At 47.5% G+C, this 20,626-nt stretch carries 16 protein-coding genes; all 16 read left to right on the forward strand.

Features of this window, described 5'->3' with window-relative positions; genetic code table 11:
- The first annotated feature begins 145 nt into the window (after nucleotides 1-145).
- Nucleotides 146-1,051: a carbohydrate kinase family protein gene (locus UWK_RS02800; RefSeq protein WP_041916281.1), complete on the forward strand. Its 906-nt coding sequence runs from the start codon at nucleotides 146-148 to the stop codon at nucleotides 1,049-1,051.
- Nucleotides 1,052-1,094: 43 nt separating this feature from the next.
- The gene (mgtE, locus tag UWK_RS02805; RefSeq protein ID WP_015402831.1) at nucleotides 1,095-2,459 is read left to right on the forward strand and encodes a magnesium transporter; all 1,365 of its coding nucleotides are present in this window, start codon (nucleotides 1,095-1,097) and stop codon (nucleotides 2,457-2,459) included.
- Nucleotides 2,460-2,840: 381 nt separating this feature from the next.
- Complete coding sequence (locus UWK_RS02810; RefSeq protein ID WP_015402832.1) at nucleotides 2,841-4,835, forward strand: CHASE4 domain-containing protein; 1,995 nt, start codon at nucleotides 2,841-2,843, stop codon at nucleotides 4,833-4,835.
- Nucleotides 4,832-5,473: a response regulator gene (locus tag UWK_RS02815; protein WP_015402833.1), complete on the forward strand. Its 642-nt coding sequence runs from the start codon at nucleotides 4,832-4,834 to the stop codon at nucleotides 5,471-5,473. Before UWK_RS02810 ends, UWK_RS02815 begins: the two co-directional genes overlap by 4 nt.
- Nucleotides 5,474-5,781: 308 nt before the next feature.
- Nucleotides 5,782-6,702 (forward strand): hypothetical protein, encoded by a 921-nt coding sequence (locus UWK_RS02820; RefSeq protein WP_015402834.1) that lies wholly within the window; start codon nucleotides 5,782-5,784, stop codon nucleotides 6,700-6,702.
- Nucleotides 6,703-6,715: 13 nt separating this feature from the next.
- On the forward strand, nucleotides 6,716-7,780 hold the full coding sequence (locus UWK_RS02825; RefSeq protein WP_015402835.1) for a hypothetical protein: 1,065 nt from the start codon (nucleotides 6,716-6,718) through the stop codon (nucleotides 7,778-7,780).
- Entirely contained in the window at nucleotides 7,777-8,679 is a 903-nt protein-coding gene (locus UWK_RS02830) for a formate dehydrogenase subunit gamma (RefSeq protein WP_015402836.1), read from the forward strand. Before UWK_RS02825 ends, UWK_RS02830 begins: the two co-directional genes overlap by 4 nt.
- Nucleotides 8,676-9,596: a hypothetical protein gene (locus tag UWK_RS02835; protein WP_015402837.1), complete on the forward strand. Its 921-nt coding sequence runs from the start codon at nucleotides 8,676-8,678 to the stop codon at nucleotides 9,594-9,596. Before UWK_RS02830 ends, UWK_RS02835 begins: the two co-directional genes overlap by 4 nt.
- A gap of 12 nt (nucleotides 9,597-9,608) precedes the next feature.
- Entirely contained in the window at nucleotides 9,609-10,571 is a 963-nt protein-coding gene (locus UWK_RS02840; protein WP_153304801.1) for an NHL repeat-containing protein, read from the forward strand.
- The gene (locus UWK_RS02845; RefSeq protein WP_015402839.1) at nucleotides 10,568-12,790 is read left to right on the forward strand and encodes a cytochrome c3 family protein; all 2,223 of its coding nucleotides are present in this window, start codon (nucleotides 10,568-10,570) and stop codon (nucleotides 12,788-12,790) included. The genes UWK_RS02840 and UWK_RS02845 overlap by 4 nt, the downstream gene beginning before the upstream one ends.
- A gap of 307 nt (nucleotides 12,791-13,097) precedes the next feature.
- Nucleotides 13,098-13,730, forward strand: coding sequence for a cytochrome c3 family protein (locus UWK_RS02850; RefSeq protein ID WP_015402840.1), 633 nt, complete (start codon nucleotides 13,098-13,100; stop codon nucleotides 13,728-13,730).
- A 92-nt stretch (nucleotides 13,731-13,822) separates the two neighbouring features.
- Complete coding sequence (locus tag UWK_RS02855) at nucleotides 13,823-14,902, forward strand: NHL repeat-containing protein (protein ID WP_015402841.1); 1,080 nt, start codon at nucleotides 13,823-13,825, stop codon at nucleotides 14,900-14,902.
- A gap of 50 nt (nucleotides 14,903-14,952) precedes the next feature.
- The gene (locus UWK_RS02860; protein ID WP_015402842.1) at nucleotides 14,953-15,648 is read left to right on the forward strand and encodes a cytochrome c3 family protein; all 696 of its coding nucleotides are present in this window, start codon (nucleotides 14,953-14,955) and stop codon (nucleotides 15,646-15,648) included.
- Nucleotides 15,649-15,688: 40 nt separating this feature from the next.
- Nucleotides 15,689-17,755: a hypothetical protein gene (locus UWK_RS02865; protein ID WP_015402843.1), complete on the forward strand. Its 2,067-nt coding sequence runs from the start codon at nucleotides 15,689-15,691 to the stop codon at nucleotides 17,753-17,755.
- 36 nt (nucleotides 17,756-17,791) lie between these two features.
- Nucleotides 17,792-18,853, forward strand: a complete 1,062-nt coding sequence (locus tag UWK_RS02870) for a 6-bladed beta-propeller (RefSeq protein WP_015402844.1) — start codon at nucleotides 17,792-17,794, stop codon at nucleotides 18,851-18,853.
- Nucleotides 18,850-20,565, forward strand: a complete 1,716-nt coding sequence (locus UWK_RS18100; protein WP_015402845.1) for a cytochrome c3 family protein — start codon at nucleotides 18,850-18,852, stop codon at nucleotides 20,563-20,565. Before UWK_RS02870 ends, UWK_RS18100 begins: the two co-directional genes overlap by 4 nt.
- Nucleotides 20,566-20,626 lie beyond the last annotated feature (61 nt).

Genomic DNA, 20,626 nt, shown 5'->3' on the forward strand with positions numbered 1-20,626 from the left:
CTCTTTTTGTCGGTAACGTGGATTTTACCACTATGTGTCGAATCGCCATTTTCATTATTTCATCCAAGCCGCTCCAGTATTCACAACAGAGAATAGTCTCTTTCTACGCGACGAACTGTATGAATCTCAGTATACAATAAAAACCATGAACAAATTTATCATTGCAGGAATAGGTGAACTTCTTTGGGATGTTTTAGAGGAGTCCGAGGAACTGGGTGGCGCACCTGTCAATTTTTCTTATCATGCAAATAGCTTGGGTGCAAAGGGCTACGCCATCTCGACCGTGGGGGATGACAGGCGTGGAAAAGCAGCCTTGGCAGTACTGGAAAAACGAAAGATGTCGACAAGGTACATTACCGTTCGTAAAGGAGCTGTTACCGGATATGTGCTTGCCAATGTGGATGACAAAGGTGTCGCATCGTATTCTTTTCCTGATGACGTGGCCTGGGATCACCTAACGTTGGCTGAACCGACCCTGTCCCTGGCAAAAGAGGTGGATGCCATCTGTTTCGGCAGTCTTGGACAACGTTCCCCCAAGGCGCGCCTGGCAATTGTTTCATTTTTACAGGCTACCCGACCTGATACCCTTAGAATTTTTGACATCAATCTGAGACAGCATTTCTACACCACTGAAATAATACAGAATTCTCTAAAACTAGCGAATGTTCTAAAATTAAACAACGAAGAACTCGAGGTGCTTGGAGTCATAAACGACATCAAAGGTGATGAACGTTCTCTCCTGAAAAAACTGGTAGAGAAATATAACCTGCAGTTAGCGGTCCTCACCCGCGGTGGGAAGGGGAGCCTTTTAGTATCCCCTGCTGAAATATCCAGTCATCCTGGGTGCCCCACCAATATCGTGGACACCATAGGTGCCGGCGACTCCTTCACTGCTGCAACTGCTCTTGGCTTATTAAGAGGATACCCCCTGTCAACGATCAACGATCACGCAAACAGAGTTGCAGCATTTGTCTGTTCCCAAAAAGGGGCTATGCCGTTGTTACCAGTGGACCTGCGGGAAAACATATCCAAGACTGTACAATTAAGTTGAACTGTTTCTCAATGAAAAACAGTTGCACAGACACGAGGCAAAAATGAGCAATGAAAAAACTTCCTGGCAACAGGTCGCTGAACTGATCACCGCGAAAAACAGTGCAGCCCTGCTTGAATACATTGATACCCTGAGTCCATCCGAGACGGCAAGAACCATTTCACGGCTTCCGGAAGAGACACGACTCCAGCTCTTCACTCTTCTCAGTCCCGAAGATGCCGCCGATGTTATTGAAGATATCCCCGAAGCTCAGGCTGCAGATCTGGTGGAGGAAATGCCATCGAATCAGGCGGCTGCCATTATGGAGGAGCTGGACAGCGATCACCTTGTCGATGTTCTCGGGGAGATGGATGAAGACACCAGTCGGGCAATCCTTGCAGAGATGGACCAGGAAGAGGCCAGAGAGGCCCGGATGCTCCTTGAGTACGATTCGGATTGTGCCGGTGGACTGATGATTTCTGAGTTTCTCTCCTACACGAGCGACAAAACTATCCAGGATGTACTCGACGACATGCAGGCCAACCGTGAAGAGTATGGCGGATACCATGTCCAGTATTTTTATGTTGTTGATCGAAAAGGAAAACTGAGTGGAATCCTTCAGATGCACGACCTCCTTTTTCCTTCGCGAAAAACACCTCTTTCTCAGATAATGATCAGCTCGCCCTTGAGCGTCTCAGACAAGGCATCGCTTGCCGAACTGGAAGATTTCTTTGAAGAACATCACTTTTTTGGCGTGCCTGTTGTCGACGAAGAAAAGCGGCTTGTGGGAGTGGTATTGCCTGGAGCCATTGAAGAGGCGGTCAATAAGCGAAAGACAAAAAACTTCCTCAACCTGAGCGGCATTGTCGGCGGTGAAGAGTTTCGAACCATGCCTCTGCTCACCCGTTCCGGTCGCAGGCTCTCCTGGCTAAGTGTTAATATCGTTCTCAATATCATGGCCGCAAGTGTCATTGCCATGTACCAGGACACCCTGGCAGCAGTAATCACCCTGGCAGTTTTTCTGCCCATGGTCAGTGACATGAGTGGCTGTTCCGGCAACCAGGCCGTAGCTGTTTCAATGAGAGAACTTTCGCTGGGACTCGTCCGTCCAGGGGAGATTCTGTGGGTACTGGCCAAGGAGGCCAGAGTGGGTATAATTAATGGTGCTGTCCTGGGAGTACTTCTAGGCTCCATTGCCTATTTCTGGAAGGGCAATGCCTGGCTCGGCCTCGTAGTGGGTGGAGCCCTGGCTGCTAACACCCTGGTATCTGTCACTCTGGGTGGTATGTTGCCCCTGCTTCTCAAACGGTTAAAACTTGACCCTGCCCTGGTTTCCAGCCCCCTGCTGACAACAGTCACCGATATGTGCGGTTTCTTCTTTGTTTTAAGTTTTGCCGCTGCAGTACTGCCAAAACTTGGAGGCATGTAACCGTTCTGTAAGACCAGAACACTCGCCGGAGAAGGAAATCCATATCATATGTCAAAAAATATTCTTTGAGTTCACTCTCCAATAAATGTAACATATAAGTTAATGATTCTTTTTTTTAATATTACTTTCCGACCACGGAACTCAGTACGCTTTGTAATCCACTCATTTTACTAACTAAAAAATCAACAAACCGGCTCTTTCAGACATAAGGAGGATCTTATAAAATACTCTTTCGAAAGCATCAAGCCACTTAAAACTCTTACCACAGGCATCCAGAGGAGATTCAGAGAATGCAGGTGATTGTGCAGATAAACGAGCTTACGAAATTCGGTAAGGCCTTTCTTCCAATATTTCCATAACACCTTTCCATACAGTAGCCCTATGCTCTCTCTTTTTAAATCTATTCGCGGTAACGTCTTTGCTTACCTGGTTCTCCTGGTCTCAATATATTCCTTTTCCAATTATTTCATTATCAACCTGATTGTTTCACCAAGTCATATAGCGGTGGAACGTCAATTGGCCCAAGAGGAGATGGAGCGTTTTACCGAAGCTCTACTGCGAGAAGGAGAAGCACTGGGAGTTCTCGCCCATGACTGGTCGGCATGGGATGACACCTACGAGTTTGTGCAAAGCAGATATCAGGAATATATCACCTCAAATCTTCCCAACACCACCTTCACAAATGGAGGGCTGAATCTCCTCCATTTCTTTCGCCCCGATGGCTCTCTTGTGTGGAGCAAACTTCTCGACCTTGAAACTGAAGAAGAAATATCACTCACCGAATTCCCTTCAACCGGACTACCAGGCGATCATCCTTTATTGCACCATCCTCGCCCAGACAGTGCCATCAATGGATTCGTCAAAACAGAACTCGGCCCGATGCTTGTTTCCTCTCACCCCATCATCACCAGCGAAAATACCGGGCCAATTGCAGGAACACTGATCTTTGGCCGCCTCCTCACGGAACGGCTGATGACAAAACTCAGGAAACAAACCAAGGTTCGATGTCGCCTCATCAACCTCAGTGATCCCAATGAACTGGCAACTCTCCCTATTAATATCTCATCACTTGGGCCGGACACTCCTTATGGCTATCATATCACCGCAAACAAAATAATTATTTTCAGTACATTTTCTGATTATCAGGGTACCCCAGAATGGCTCCTGGAAGTACACGCCGATCGTCTGATCACTTCGCAGACCAGTGAACTAATGCGCTTTGTCGTGTTTTCTAACATCGGTATCGGCCTTGTCATCATCATCCTGTTCCTTCTCCTCTACCGTTACCAGCAGAGGCTTGCAACTTCCACATTTCGAGATGTAATCAACCAGTTTTTCCAAGATAAAACTCAAGGGAGGCAAAAAAAACCGATCCTCGATACTTTTAGCACTGACGAATTTTCCGAACTCGGACAGGACCTGCGTTTAATGATCGCCAGTTTTGAACAAACAGACAAAGACCAGAAAAACATCATCAACAGACATAGCATCTCGCTGCGACAACTGAATAACAAACTGGTTGACGAGATTAAGGAACGTCTGCAGATTGAAAAAGACCTCCATGCAATCCAAAAAAATCTTGAAAAACAGGTAAAACAAAGAACCTTTGAACTCCTGGAAACAAATAGTGTCCTGCAGAGGGAGATTGAAAGAAGGAAGGGGAAAGAGAAGGAACTGATAAAACATCGAAAGCGCCTTCGTTCCCTTTCATCGGAACTCATGGAGATGGAAGACAGGGAGCGACGTCAACTCGCAACTGACCTTCATGACCAGATAGGCCAGTCCCTCTCTGCTGTCAAAATGTACGCGGATGCTCTTATTGCATCTGCATCGCATAAAAGCAGCAAAGAAAAACTTGAACTGATCGCAGATATTGTCGCTGAAACAATTCAGGATGTCCGCACCCTCACCTTCGAATTAAGCCCACCCATTTTATATGAGATCGGTCTCCATGCTGCCCTTGACTGGCTTGCAGAAGAATTCCTCCAGAAATATGGTCTTATAATCACCTCCACCTGCGATGAATGTCCGAAATGTACAACTCCTGCCTTTCTGGCCCTCATTTTTCGGACAATTCGGGAATTGCTGACAAATGTTGTCAGACACGCCAATGCAGAGAAAGCTGAGGTCGAAGTGCGATGTACAGGTAAGGGGGTACGGATTACCGTAAAGGATGATGGTTGCGGTATGGTAAAAGAACAGCTAAATAACGAAGACTCCCCGAACACTGGCTTTGGCCTTTTCAGTATCCGGGAAAGGATAAACAATATCGGCGGTACGGTGGAAATTAATTCCACAAAAGATGTCGGAACAGAAATAATTCTCACAATTCCAATCAAAGAGGCCTGCGCTGAATCCGGCAGGACAGAGCAATGACAATAAAAATCATTGTGGTCGACGACCACAAAATAGTCCGAGACGGACTCTGTTCACTTATTGAAGGACTTTCCGGATACACTATAGTAGGCAGAGCAGAAAATGGAAGACAGGCCATCGAGGTAGCACGCCGGGAAAAACCCGATATCGTCATTATGGATGTGAGCATGCCCGAGATGAACGGCATCGATGCAACAAGTTCTATCATGGAGGAAAGACCTTCCTGTAAAATCATTGTCCTCTCCATGCACTCTGACAAACGCTTTATTACCGGTGCTCTCCAGGCCGGAGCTTCTGGATTTCTTCTTAAGGAATGTGCATTCCAGGAACTCAACCAGGCACTGGATGCCGTCCGCAGCGGACAAACCTACCTTAGTCCTAAAATTGCTGGTACTGTTGTCCACGATTACCGAAGGCGACTGCTCTCTGAAGATAAAGAGAAAGCCCTCACCACAAAAGAACGTGAAGTACTGCAGCTCATAGCTGAAGGACGATCAACCAAAGAAATAGCCGACCGTCTCTTTGTCAGTATCAAGGCTATTGAAGGAAGACGAAGACGGCTCATGGAAAAACTGCAGATCACGACAATGGCAGGTCTTGTCAAATATGCCATTCGTGAAGGGCTCACTGAACTCTAATCCCAGGAATTTTTTTCACGGAGTTACAGAGCTAAAAGCCTTTATTTCCCATCTCTCTCACCACCGTCTCTATCAATCCCCTCCATTCTCCTCCTTTTGGCAAGGGCTCCCCTACCAGTTACTCTCCCCTTCCTGCATTATCTTTTTAACATTCCGCTTAAATGCACAATAAGGTTTTTCGAAGCCTCAATGTAGGGAAACCCCTCTTTCCAACCATCCTACAGAGTGATACCATCGGACAATTGTAATAAAACCGCTGTTTCATATCGTAACCCTCTAATTAAAGAGAGAATCAGAGCTGAAGAGTAATGCAGACAATATTTTTCATCCTCTTATTTTTCCTTACAGGGAACACAGCAGTGCTGGCAGAGTCTCTACAGCCAAAGGAACCTCTCTTTATAAATCCGAATGTGACGACTGAAACCAATATTCATTTCGATAGTAATTACTGTACCGAATGTCACCTGCAGAAACCATCCAAGGGGGACTCCGTACAGCTGAGATTCGACAACTATACCACGGCCTGCAGATGTCATGGGTACACTCCTGACACATACACCCATCCTGTGGACATAGTGCTTTCTGCAGAAAAAAAGGCCACTATTCCGGCAGAATTCCCTCTTACAAATGACAAAATCACCTGCGACACCTGCCATAACATGGCACTGCAATGTGAACCAAAGTACGAGTTGCGACTTCACAACAAGGCATTTTTACGAACAAACTCCTCCCTGGGCCGAACATTTCTCTGCTTTCAGTGCCATGAGGAAGAGCAATACAAAATGTTTGACCCCCACAAACAACTGGATGCGTCAGGGGCTATAAATGAAGAATCGTGCCTTTACTGTCATGCAAGCAAACCAGATGAACAGCAGGCAACTTTCAATTCACAGAACAACGGAGAAGACAGCATCCATCTTGTCGGCAACCTGGAGATACTTTGTCTGCGTTGCCACAACGACAAGGCCGGCAACCACCCCCTGAATAGAAATCATCTGGTCAAACCATCAGAAAAAATCATTTCACGAATGCACTGGTCGGAAAGAAATCTCTGGATCGTGCTGCCCCTGAACAACGAGGGAAAAATCACCTGTATCACCTGCCACAACCCACACGAACACGGAGTCATTCCCACAGACAAGGCAGCATCTGCCGGAGCAAGCGAAAAAGGCAGACTGAGAAAGGCATGGGGAGGAGGAAGTATTTGTGTGGTATGTCACAACATCTAACAAAGGAGAGAAGATGAGATTGAAGTCACGTTCCCGGCCACTTTGGCCCCTTAGTATCCTCACACTGCTTGTTATTTACTTCCTGCCCGCAGGCGCGCAGGGATCAGATGTCGGTAACTGCCTGCTCTGTCATAAATACCCGGGACTAAGCAGGGTTGATGAAAATGCAGAAATGCGGCTTCTCTATGTAAATGAAGAAATTTTCAACCAAAGTGTCCACGCAAAGGTAAAATGTGAGGGATGCCACACTGATATCACCAAGATCCCCCATGAACCGGTCAAACCTGTGGACTGTCTGGTACTCTGTCATATCATTGAACCGGCAGAGGAGCAGAAGTTTTCTCACAAGAGTGTTGAAAAATTCCTGGCCGACAGTGTTCACGGCAAGATGGACGAACATGGCAAAGAAAAGCCTTTCAGTGAAGACATGCCGACCTGTAAGGACTGCCATGATAATCCGATGTTCAGACCCCTTGCATTTGTCAAAAAGGTGAGACCCGGTATTGCTGAAGATGCCCTGGGACGCTGCCGAGTCTGTCACAAAAAAGAAGAATTCATCTACAGATTTTACAATCACGTCACCACCAGGCTGCACAAGAGCAGAAGTCCGCTCAATATTGCAGAGTCCTGTGCCAGATGCCACGATGACCCGGAACTGGTGGCCCGACACAACCTCTCCACCATGGCCAGAGGTTCCTATGGGCAGACTTTTCACGGCAAGGCGGCCAACCTCCTGGACGAATCGGTTCCAGACTGCCTGGACTGCCACGTACCCAAGGGACAATCCGTACACCAGATGCACGGCAATGATGACATTCGTGCCACCACCCATCCGGAGAACAGAGGACAAATTTGTGGATCCGTGGACTGTCACCCAGGTGCCTCCCAACAGTTTGCAAATTATCAGGTCCATGCGGAATTTAACAAGGAACAGAGCCCGGTGATCTACTGGTTCACCACCTTCTTCATCATTCTCACCGGTGCTACCCTGCTTCCTTTGATGGGAATACTGTTTCTTGATCTGCTTCGCCGCCTGTTTCCCAATGCATCTTTTAGACGGAGGAAAGAGAAACCATGAAAAAATATCCAGCAATAAAGTTCAAGGACGGAAAAAAATACTTTTTCCGATTTGATCTGGACACAAGAATCCAGCATATCATCCTGGCGGCAACAGTCATTATACTGGTTCTGACAGGGATGCCTCTCAAGTTCAGTGATAGTAGCTGGGCTCCTTATCTCTACTCTTTTTTCGGTGGAAGCAAGATGGCTCCGGTAATACACAAATGGACCGGTGCCATCATGCTTCTCCTCTTTGTTTACCATGTTGTGCGAGTAGTAGGCGGCATCATAACGAATCATATCATGCCCCTTAAAAGAGAAGGGAAAATGAGTATAGGCAGGGTCACCATGGTACTGGTCAGACTCCCCATGATTCCAAACCTGAAAGATCTGAAAGATATCATAGGACTGATGAAATACCTGCTCTATTTCACCAATGAGCACCCGCATGGCGATGAATGGACCTGGAAGGAAAAGTTTGATTACTGGGCACCATTCTGGGGTATGTTTGTCATCGGTATCACCGGCCTCATCATCTGGAACAAGGTACTGGCAACCCAGGTCATACCAGGTGAATTTATCAACCTCTGCCTGATAGCTCACAGTGACGAGGCATTACTGGCGGCACTCTTTCTCTTTATCTGGCACTGGTATAACGTCCATTTTTCCACTTCTGTCTTCCCGATGGGTACAGTCTTTCTCACCGGTTATCTTCCTGAAGAGCTGATGGTTGAAGAACACTACGAGCATTACGTAAGAGTGATGACCAGGGAAGGATTGGAATCTGAGATCAAACCGCCCCACGGTGGCGGCAATAATCCGACAATCTGCGGGGAACCACAGGATGTCACCTCGGATACTCCACCAACCACCGCACCAGCCAATGATCCCATGCAGCAGGGAGGAGTCAACTCATGAAATGCTTTTTTACCAAGCTCTATGTTCTTGCTTTTATGGGACTGGTCGCCTTTTTCGGTGTGCTCATCTGGAATTTGACATTTGCCCATCTTATCCATGAATACCATGCAAGACAAGGAGATGTAACAATTACTCCCAGCGGAGAGAATGACAAAAAAGATGTCGGGAATCAAACATTTGACAAGATGATTCTTGAAAGTGAGGATCGGGTCAAACACTATCTCGGCTACCGGGTACTGGAAGAGCAGAGAATAGAAGGACATTTTCACCATATCGGCTTCGATGTCGGACCCGACAACAGATCCTACTGCAGATCCTGCCATGGCGACATGCCTCACGACTCAGTCAAAGATATTCGGGCATTTTTGAATATGCATGCCTTTTTTGTGGCCTGCCAGACCTGCCATGTCAAGCTGACTGATGATGAAAGAACAAACGTCTACAAATGGTATGACCGAAAAACCGGAGAAATTGTTGAAAGCCCGGTCAATGGAGCTCCACCGGGGACCTACAATGCAAAAATTGTCCCCTTCATTCGTGAAGACGGCAAACTTGTCCGCATCGACAGCGAGGAAAAAATCCAGTTCGCCACTGACTACAAGACAAATGAAAAGGCGTTGAGCGAAGGCCAGAAATCCAAGGCAAAGAAGATTATCCACCAGATTATCAGCAAGCTGCCTGTAAGCTGTGAAGAGTGCCACACCAAGAACAATCCTACTCTTCCCCTTGCCGATCTTGGCTACCCCAAGGCCCGGATCGATTCCATCACCAGTACAGAGGTGGTGGGAATGATAAAGAACTATACGGAGTTCCATATGCCAAAGATGTTAAACCCAGGCGAAGTATCGCCTGCTGCGCCACAACAGACCGAACTGCAGCCGCAACAGATGGCGGAACCACAACCAACACAGCATTGAGAATGCGACCAAGTGAACAGATATACCTCACCTGAGTGGTATAAAAGAAGAAGGAGAATAGTCACCATTTCTATTCTCCTTTTGCTTACGGCCTGGACATCCGCCGCCCATGCACTGGAGCTGACCATGGCAACACACCTCTTTGATATAGAGGAGGAATTCAACCAGCCAAGTGATGTAGCCGTTGCCAGGAACGGTACCATCTATGTGGTTGATGGGGTGAATGGCAAAATCAAGGCATTTTCACCTTCCGGAAAACCACTCTTCACTATCGGTCGACCAGGAACCGATCCCGGCGAATTTGCCTTTCCCCTTGGTATTGGACTGGACGAATCTGGCAGAGTCTATGTTGCCGACTCCAGAAATAGCCGGATCCAGATATTTTCTGCCACAGGCGATTTCATCTCTGAAATTCCGGTTCCAGCCCTGAACGGAGAAAAATCCGACCCAACCGATGTGGTCGCGGACAGTTCCGGAAAATGGTGTTTTGTGGCAGACAACAATAATCATCGGATTCTCCAATTCGATATTGCCACAAAAAAGCTCATCAACAGCTATGGAAAACCCGGGGCTGAAAAATGGGAATTCCGCTATCCCTTTCTCATGCACCTCCATCGGGATAAAGACCTGTACATTGTTGATGTCATCAATACCAGAGTACAGGTTCTGAATACAGAGGGGAAGTTCGTCACCTTTGTCGGGGGCTGGGGTGTTGAAAAGGGCCATTTTTTCAGACCAAAAGGGATTACTGTGGATAAAAATGGACTCTCCTATGTCAGTGACAGCTATATGGGAGTAGTTCAACTCTTCAATATTACCGGCACCTTTCATTCAGTCCTTGGTGACCCGACAACGGGTAAGGTGAAGAAGTTCGTAACACCTGTTGGGCTCTTTATTGACGATGCCATGCACCTCTATGTTGTGGAGATGCTTCCAGGCCGGATCAGTGTTTTCAGCCTGGAAAATATGCCATGATCAGATCCCGTGCCTGCATCCTGATCCTGCTTTTCAGCAGCATGCTTTTTTACTCTCTCCCATGCCTTGCCAATCAGGCACCTCGCAACCCGAATTCGGCCAAGGAATGTGCGATCTGTCACTATCGATGGATAGATACTTTTTTTATTGATGGCAGGGGCACTGACCTTGTGCCCTATCAGGAGACTAAGGTGGTCGCAGAGCCCGAAATCTGTTTTTCCTGCCATGACGGCAGTGTGGCAGACTCAAGGGGAAAGGTGTACAACGACCATCGCCACCCCATCAACAAACCACCACCACCAGGGATGGAAATCCCAGCCATCTTTCCCCTGGATGAGCATGGAAACATGCAGTGCTTTACCTGCCACACTGCCCATGGAGTGTCCAGTGAAATGGGGATTGAACGGGCAGTTTTTGTCCGCACATCCAACGATAATTCTTCCATGTGCATGATGTGTCACAAGGGCAAGGATGGTGGGCCTGCCATGGGCAACCATCCCATTGGCACAACAGAACGACCAATACCTGACAACCTTCTCAATCTCGGGAGTATCGAAGGGTCTGTCACGAATCAGATCATCTGCCAGACCTGCCACAATGTTCATGGCTCACCCTTTGACAATTTTCTCGTTGAAAACAACAGAGATTCAGGCCAGCTCTGTCTGGACTGCCACCAGGAAAAGGGCGGTCTGCTAAACAGCGGGCATGATTTACGGCGCACGGCAGCGGAGGCCAAGAACAGCAAGGGACAGCCCCCGGTACAGTCAGGGATATGCGGTGCCTGTCATCTGGTGCATGGAGCAGAAAAGACAGTACTCTGGGCCCGACCACTTCCTGCTAAGAGTAAAAACAGAACCCAGGATCTGTGCACTAGCTGTCACAGCAAAACAGGGCTGGCCTCTGAAAAACTCATCAAGGGATATTCTCATCCCGTTAACATTTCTCTTCGGGACAAGGGGATGCGACCTGACCTGCCTGCCTTTGATCTCACTGGCCGGCGCGTTCAGCAAGAGGCTAAGGACGCACTGCTCACCTGCCCCACCTGCCACGATCCACACCAGGCAGGAACTGCCAGGCAGGCCACAATGACCCCGCCCCGTTCAAGTTTTCTTCGGGTAAAGGATGGAAAAGCTGAAAGCCTGTGTAAGCAGTGCCACAGCAAACAGGCATCTGTTGTGGGAAGCGATCATGACCTGCGAAAGACAGGTGCCACAACAAAAAATACTCAGGGGCAACTGCCTGGCGAGTCAGGACCATGCGGCGTCTGTCATCTTGTTCACGGAGCACAGACAAAAAACTTATGGGCTCGCAAGGTCTCGAGCAAAAGTGCCTATCCGGCACAGGATCTCTGTCTGACCTGTCACAACAGCAAGGGTGTCGCCAATACAAAAGTCATCGCTGACCACTCCCATCCCGTTGACATCAATCCTGAAAAACGAAACATCAGTACTACTCTGCCGCTTTACGACAGTCATGGAGAAAGAAAATCCAATGGCGTTATAGCCTGTCTGACCTGCCATAATCCACACCAATGGCATCCTAGAAAGCCGACCTCCCACGGAAACAATCATGTTGAGGGAAACGCAAAAAACAGCTTTCTCCGTCTTGCCGCCGCACCAGAACCTGCACTGTGCAGCAATTGTCACCCTGAAAAAGCGTATGTGGAAAAGAGTGACCACGACCTCAACATCACAGCACCCACTGCAACAAATACCATGGGGCAGATCCCGGAAGAATCCGGGGTCTGCGGTGTCTGTCACATCATCCATAATGGAAAAAACACGGTACGACTCTGGGCTCGTAACTATGGAGCAGGTAAAGGCATTATGGATAGAATGTGCAACAGTTGTCATACAGATGGGGGATCCGGCAGTAACAAGGTACCTGTGGTTTCCACCCATCCGGAAAAACAACTCATCGCTAATCCGGGAAGAAATATCAAAGGAAAGGCAAATTATTTTCCACTTTTTGACGACGAAACGGCATCACCTATTACCATCGGCGATATTTCCTGTGCCTCATGCCATGATGTGCACCAATGGGATCCCAAAAAGAAACAAAAGGGGAATGGGGAAAATCCTGAGGGGAAAGCTACCAATAGTTTTTTACGCATGCAGACCTACAACATGATCTGCAAAGACTGTCATGGACTTGATTCCCTGTACCGATTCAAATATTACCATGACAGTAAGAAAAGAACACCCATTTCCACCCCATAAAAAAGATAGGAATTGTTCACAAATAAAATCTTACAAGCTGTAATCCATTGCCAAGAAAAGGAATAATAAGTACCACACCAGCCCTAACCGACAAACACCGAAACCATCGCAATGTCAGGCAGGACGGGCAATCCAGTCAATTTAAAGAGGGATTTGGAACGTAAAAAAGAGGGGAACCCCTCTTTTTTCTCTCACAATCTAGAATATACTACAAAGTATGCACAGACCAATGGAAAGTATCGTTTTCCCAGGCTGCATAGACCTAAGGGGACAAAAGAAAAATGAATGATCAACGAGAGGATGAATAATGAAAAGACTAGTAATTGGCGTTCTGGCTTTAATTGGCAGCACCGGGATATGCTCAACAGCATTTGGAGTAATAACAGGATCGGATCATGACTTCAGTGGGTCAAACTGGAGTAGTGGACAAATTTGTCTGCCCTGTCACGCACCTCATAACGGAACAGTTATCGCTGATGCTCCCCTATGGAATCATGATGTCTCAGAGGCCAGCTATACCCTGTACTCCAGTGCCACCCTCGATGCCGATGATCTTTCACAGCCCGCCGGCGTCTCAAAGCTCTGCCTTTCCTGCCATGACGGAACCGTTGCTATCGATGCCTTTACTGGCCATGACGGTACTATTTTTATAGGAACAATCGGAACAGGCAGTGGAGATCTTGGCTCAGCCCTGAATAATGACCATCCCGTATCTTTCACTTATGACAGTGCCCTTGCTACCGCAGACGGTGGTCTTTGGGATCCAAGCTCAAAAAGTTCAGGAATAACAGAGGGTGGTACAATTGATAGCGACATGCTTTTTGCCGGACGGATGGAATGTGCATCCTGTCATGATGTTCATAATAAATATGAGAACACGAGTCTTCTCTTAATAGATAACGATGGCTCTAACCTCTGCCTCACCTGCCACAACAAGTAACAGGACAATCCGCCATAGGCTGTCTTCCGTCTGCCCATGCACGTCACGTGTGTGGGTGGACTTTGTTGTTTTCACGGTACCACTTAAAAACCATGCAAAAACCATATCGTTTCTCAGACACACAGCTGTTATTTCCCCTCCTCTGTCTGCTACTCCTGAGCAGTTGTGCCAGGCCGGTAGAAGAAGCAGCACTCATTTTCTACCCACCACCACCAGAACGCCCGAGACTTCAGTTTCTCACAGCCATCTCCTCGGAAACAGACCTGGCAGTCAAAAGAGATGCCTTTGACAGCTTTCTCTTTGGTCCCGACCTGTCCTTTTCCTCCATCGGTCGCCCCTACGACATAGCCTCAGACAGGGGAAGCATCTACCTTATTGACCGTCAGTCCAACAAGATACTCACCATTGATCTGGTGAACAAGGACTTCACCGAACTACGAGCCACCGGACGGGGGGCACTCCGTTCCCCGTCAGGTATCTGGGTCACCTCGGATGGCTTCAAGTACATTGCTGACATAAAACGCCAGCAGATTGTCACCTTCAACAGCAGTAATGAGTTCATCCGTGCCTACGGTAATAAAGAGCTGTTTAATAAACCGGTTGATGTTGCTGTTTATAACAACAACATCTATGTCTGCGACATGGTCAAAAGTCAGATCATTGTCCTCGACAGAGATTCGGGAGAAGTCGTTATGACCGTTGGGGAGAGTGGATCCGAAGAGGGGCAGCTGCATAAGCCGACACATGTAACAGTGGACAAACATGGAAATGTTTTTGTCAATGACGCCTTTAATTTTAGAGTCCAGCAATTTGACAGTTCTGGAGTATTTGTGAAAACTTTTGGCTTCCACGGAGACCGCATGGGAGGAATGGCCAGAAGCAAAGGGCTGGATGTAGATCAGGAAGGAAATTTGTATGTGGCGGATGCGGCCTTTGAATATGTACAGATTTTCAACAAAGACGGTCAACTGCTCCTTTTCTTCGGTGGCCCTGGAAATGCTCCTGGAAATATGTACCTTCCGGCCGGGGTCCATATTGATTATGAGAACATCCAATTCTTCAATACATTTGCAGACCCGAATTTCAAACTGAAATACCTCCTCTATGTGTGCAATATGAGTGGTTCAAATAAGGTCAATGTCTATGGATATGGAGACTGGAGCGGTGAATAATAATTGCTAGCAGACTTGACAGAACCATCCCATATAAAGAAAAATAACTAATGCACAAAATTTCCATCCACATAGTAATGATGTTTTTTCTAACAGCTTCCCTCAGCGGATGTGAAGCGAAAAAACAGCATGAAGTGCTTACCTTTTTCTTCACCGGGGTTCCCCCCTTGGAGGAAACAGCTGCTGTAACAAGTGATCAGGAACTTCAGGATGTACGGGAGACAACGCCGGGGCCAAAAACTGTACAGGTTCAAACCCTCTATTCCCACCCGGTATGGGCCGCCGGCGTCTGCGACCCATGTCATGGAAGTACGGGAACATTCAGCACTCCCGGGGTCCAGAAACAACCTCAAACAGTCTTCAAAACAGGTGGCGGTATGCCTGGTGAACTCACCCTGCCGAAAACGAAACTCTGCATACAATGCCACAGAGACAAAACACCTTTACGGGCACTTACAGAACGACTCTGGCTACATAACACAACGGCAAAAGGGGATTGCATGGCATGTCACGATCCCCATCAGAGCAAGAATAAAAACACCTTGCGAAAGCCACCGGTAAAAATCTGTCTTTCATGCCATGAAAATGGGACTTTTATGGCAACACCAGCCCACCAGACAGGAGAAGACTGCCTTTCCTGCCATACTCCACACATGGGCCTCAATAAAAATTTACTCAAAAACGAATATCAGGAGCAGAAAACGCCAGCGCTCCAAATCCCAGAGACAATGGTACAGGGTCGGTAACATCATTTTACAAGAAAAAAAGAAATGATCTCAAAAAGAAATGCACTCTTCCTATAACCTCTTCCCAGTGACCCTGTTTGTCCTGCTCCCGCTGTTTTTTCTTCTCATGGGGCCAGTACAAATCCAGGCTGCTGAAGAAACGGAAACGGGTGAAGTTCAGGCTCCGACAACCCCTCCTGTCTCATCACCCATTCCCAGGCCACGAATGACGGCAGTGCCCAATGGTCTTCTTGGACAGAACTATTTTATTAAACGGCCGGGTATGGGAGCAGGACTCACCTATGAATACAAAGATGAGTCGCGGACAACCAGTGGAACCACTGTCAAAGACAGCTATCACAGATTTAAAGAACGGGTGAGACTGCAAACGGATGGATGGCTATATCATCCAGCGCTTATGCAATATTCCCTGATGATTGAACCGGAGTGGATCCAGTCAAAAGAAGTTAACACTTCAGGAGAAACTGGCAGAGTCAACTCCTTTTCACCAGACTATGCAATGACCGCGACCTTCCTTCAGCAAAAGCCCTACACCTTTAACTTTTTTGCCAGCCGACGAGAATCTCCGGTGTGGGCAGCATTTGCCGGTGACACTGAAACTCTTGTCGACACATACGGCACAAATATACGACTCAAATATAAAATTTTACCAACCGTATTTGGGTACTCTCACGTCAAAACTGATCAGCAGGGTTACTATAGTTCAGAAAACATACGCGACAATTTCCATTTCACCTCGCGGCATCAAAATAACAGAAGCAGCACATCTTTCAGTTCCACCTACAGTGACGACAGGAGAAGCACCGAAGACAGTGATACTAAAATCACTACGTTCAACAACAGTCTCACGAACAACTATCAAATAACCAGTGACAATACAATCAAACTCAACTCATTCCTGACGTACAGAACCCAGGATAGTGATGTGTTTGATACAGCGAACCTCCGACTGCGAGAACAGCTGAACTGGCGGCATCGTGCAAATCTGCGATCAAACTATTCATTTACCCACACCCTGCAGGAAACCGACAACACACAGTCCGAAAGAACAGCACTCGATGCCCGCTTAACACATCTTTTATATGAAAACCTCACCACAAACGTCGGAAGCAAAGGCAGTCTCTATGATTACTCAGGGGGACGGGAGAATGCGTTCAATACTTTTCTTAATTTCACATACACCCGTCCCATCTCCTGGGGTACCCTGAATCTAAACAGCGGTTGGGACTACCTCTATACAGACCGCAGCGGATTCACCAGTTCAATTGCTCAGGTAACCAATGAACCACACACCCTGAGCCCTGCCACCGAAACCTACCTGGCCAACTATGGCGTACGAACTGAGTCCATCGTTGTAACCAATACTCCCGGAACAATCATCTATATTGAAAACATAGACTACAGCGTCGACACCATCGGTGATTACACCAGAATAAATTTTCTCTCCTTTGGCTCCATAGCAGCCGGACAATCTGTCATGGTCAGCTACAGCTACACCCGAGATGCAGAGTATGATGACGGTATAGCCACCGAGAACTATGGTATGAACATACATTTGTTTAATAGCTTGGATTTTTCCTACAATTACCTGCACACCAAACAACACATTCTTTCTGGCCTGGAACCAAAGAACAAAATTGATGATACCATCCACAGATTCAAAATTCGTCATTACACAAACTGGGCTGATACCACCTTCCACTATGAAGACAACGACCGTGTTTCCAACCGTCCCTTTACCAGATGGGAACTCCAGGAGACATTAAGCTACAGGCCTGCATGGCAAGTACACTTTTCACTCAAGGGATATTTTGGCCAAACCTCCTATACAGATGATAATGAAACAAAAGACTTTTATGGAGGAGTCACTACCTTTGACTGGCTCCTCAACCGCTGGTGCAGGTTTCGGTTGGAAGGGTATTATGACAATATCAATGGGGATGTGGAACAGACAGAAAATATCGGTGTCAAGGCAGGACTGGAATTCCGCTACCGTATCTGGACAGCACGACTAACCTATGAACTCACTGACCAGAACAATATAATAACGGATTATGAGCGAACGAAACAACTCCTTCGTTTTGAAATTATCCGCATCATGTGGTGAACCATGTCTCTTCAACAAAGACAGAACATACATAAAATGATACAGAAAAAGTCCCACTTCAGCGGCATAGCCATTCTCCTGCTCCTCTTTTCCATTCTTTCTCTGCATGGCTGCACATCCAAACCCCTTGATCCACCTCCCCCACCTGTTGATCTGGTGTGGCCCGGAGGAGAAGAAATTTCACGGATCCGCTTTCTTGGCAGTATCTCAAAACCCGAAGATTTTCAGATAACAGAATCCTTCCTGGTCCGTTTTTGGGGCTATATCGTTGGTCACCAGGACAGGAGTCTGGTGGCCCCCTATGCAATAACCGGTGACAGGAAGGGCAGACTCTTTGTTGTTGACACCTTTTTACAAAAAGTTCAGTGCTTCGACGCTGCCGCCAAAAAATTCCACGCTTTCCCCGCTGAAGACAAACCCATGACATCTCCCATAGCCATCGCTGTAAACAACAGTACTAGCTTGATCTATGTTGCAGACTCCAAAGATGGCATAATCAAGGTTTTCAAGGGAGTAGATGATACCAATCCACAAAGCATTGGCAAAAATATCCTGCAACGTCCCACTGGCCTTGCTGTTCACCTGGAAAGGAACGAACTCTTTGTTGTAGACACCAAACTTTCACAAATTTTCAGGTTTGATCTGCAAACCCATGGCTTATTGGGTACGTTTGGTGCCAAGGGGAAACAAACAGGGCAATTTAATCACCCCACCAATATCAGTATTGCGAGAGACGGCACCCTCCTTATCACGGATGCACTAAACTTCAGAATTCAGCGATACTCTGCCAGCGGTCAGTTTCTCCATACATTTGGATCTGCCGGGGACAGTCCCGGACATTTTTCCCGGCCCCGGGGCGTGGCCACTGACAGTGACAACAACATCTATGTGGTAGACGCCCTCTTTGACAACATCCAGATTTTTGATAATCAAGGTCGCCTGCTCATGGATTTTGGTAAATCAGGCAAAGAATATGGTGAATTCTGGTTACCTGCCGGCATATATATCGACCCAAACGACAGGATCTACGTGGCTGATTCGTACAATAAGCGTATTCAGATTTTTCAGTATCTTAAACAGGATGGTTCGTTGCAATGAAGAAAATTCATATCTGCGTATTAATTACTGGCCTGTTGCTCGGTTACGAAACAACAAGCCAGTCAGCCAGTATCGTTATCAGTAAACATAATCTTTCTATTAGCGGGCCCGGAGAGGTCAAATCGACAACGGAATCCAGAATCTGTGTCTTTTGCCACACCCCCCATAATGCACACCGGGATATTCCCTACCTGTGGAACCGTTCGGATCAGACAACCAACTATACACCCTATCAAAGTTCCACCATGTATGCAGCAATCGGTCAGCCCACCGGTGCATCAAAGCTCTGCCTCAGTTGTCACGACGGAACCATCGCTCTAGGAGCGGTCCTTTCCCAGGCAACAGAAATACCATTTGCCGGTGGATTTCGTACCCTGCCCAATACCAGACCCTCATACCTTGGTACAGATCTTTCCGATGATCATCCAATTTCCTTTAGTTATCAAACCAGTATTGACCAGGGAAACTCCGAACTCGCTGTCACCAATGCCCTGCCGACAGAAATCAGTCTCGATGATGGCGGCCAGCTCCAGTGCACGGCATGCCATGACCCTCATGACAATACCTGGGGAAACTTTCTGGTGATGTCCAACCAGTTCTCGGCTCTCTGCACAGGGTGCCACATAAAAAATGGTTGGGTCAACAGTACCCATGCCGTCTCCACAGCCCAATGGAACGGTCAGGATGTCGATCCGTGGCCAAACACAGAATACACTTCGGTTGCACAGAATGGGTGTGAGAACTGTCACCGGCCTCACAGTGCAGGCAGACATCAACGGCTCCTGAAACGTGAATTTGAAGAGGACAACTGCCTTGTCTGCCACAACAGCAATGTTGCTCCTTTGAGCATTGAAGCTGAGCTGGTCAAAAGTTACACCCACCCCGTGGGCAATTACACGGGCATACACGATGCAGCAGAAGACTTTTCCACCAACAGCGTGGCCAATCATGTGGAGTGTGAGGATTGTCACAATCCGCACACCGTAACTGGTACCAGCGCAGTTGCCCCCTCCGTTTCCGGAAGAAACAGTGGTGTGCTTGGAGTTGACTCAGGGGGACAACAAATCACCTCCGCCGACAACCTCTATGAAATCTGTTTCAAATGTCATGCTGACAACAATGTAATCACGACACCGGCCATCACCCGCCAGATTGATCAGCTGAACACCCGCCTTGAATTCAGTCTGGGCAATCCCTCATTTCATCCGGTCATGCAGGCCACAGGCAGCACAGATGTCCCGAGTCTCCTGCCCCCATATACCAGCAGCAGCATTATCTACTGCACAGATTGTCATGGATCTGACAATCCCGATGGAGCACAGGGCCCCCATGGCTCCAACAATGAACATCTCCTGGTGGCAAATTACACCACCGTTGACAACACCATAGAAAGCCCTGATGCCTATGCCCTCTGCTATAGATGTCACGATCGGGATATCATCCTGGCACCTCTGCAAAGTGCCTTCAGACTGCATTTCAAGCATATACAACAGGAAAATGCGCCCTGCTCGGTTTGTCATGATGCACATGGGATCAATGCAAGCCAGGGAAGTGCTTCCCAAAACAGAGCGCTGATCAATTTTGACACCACAGTGGTTACACCCAACTCTGCAGGCGATCTCTATTTTTCAGGGGATGACCTTACTCAGAATAAATGTGCCCTGACCTGTCATGGAGTCGACCATGAGCCAAGAGCATACTCAAGAAATTAGTGGAACACCCGTTATCACAAAGAGATACGATCACAAAACATAAGCAACAGCAGTCTTTTAA

Origin of the sequence: Desulfocapsa sulfexigens DSM 10523 (assembly GCF_000341395.1) — a bacterium.
In the GTDB taxonomy this organism is placed as follows: Bacteria; Desulfobacterota; Desulfobulbia; order Desulfobulbales; family Desulfocapsaceae; genus Desulfocapsa; species Desulfocapsa sulfexigens.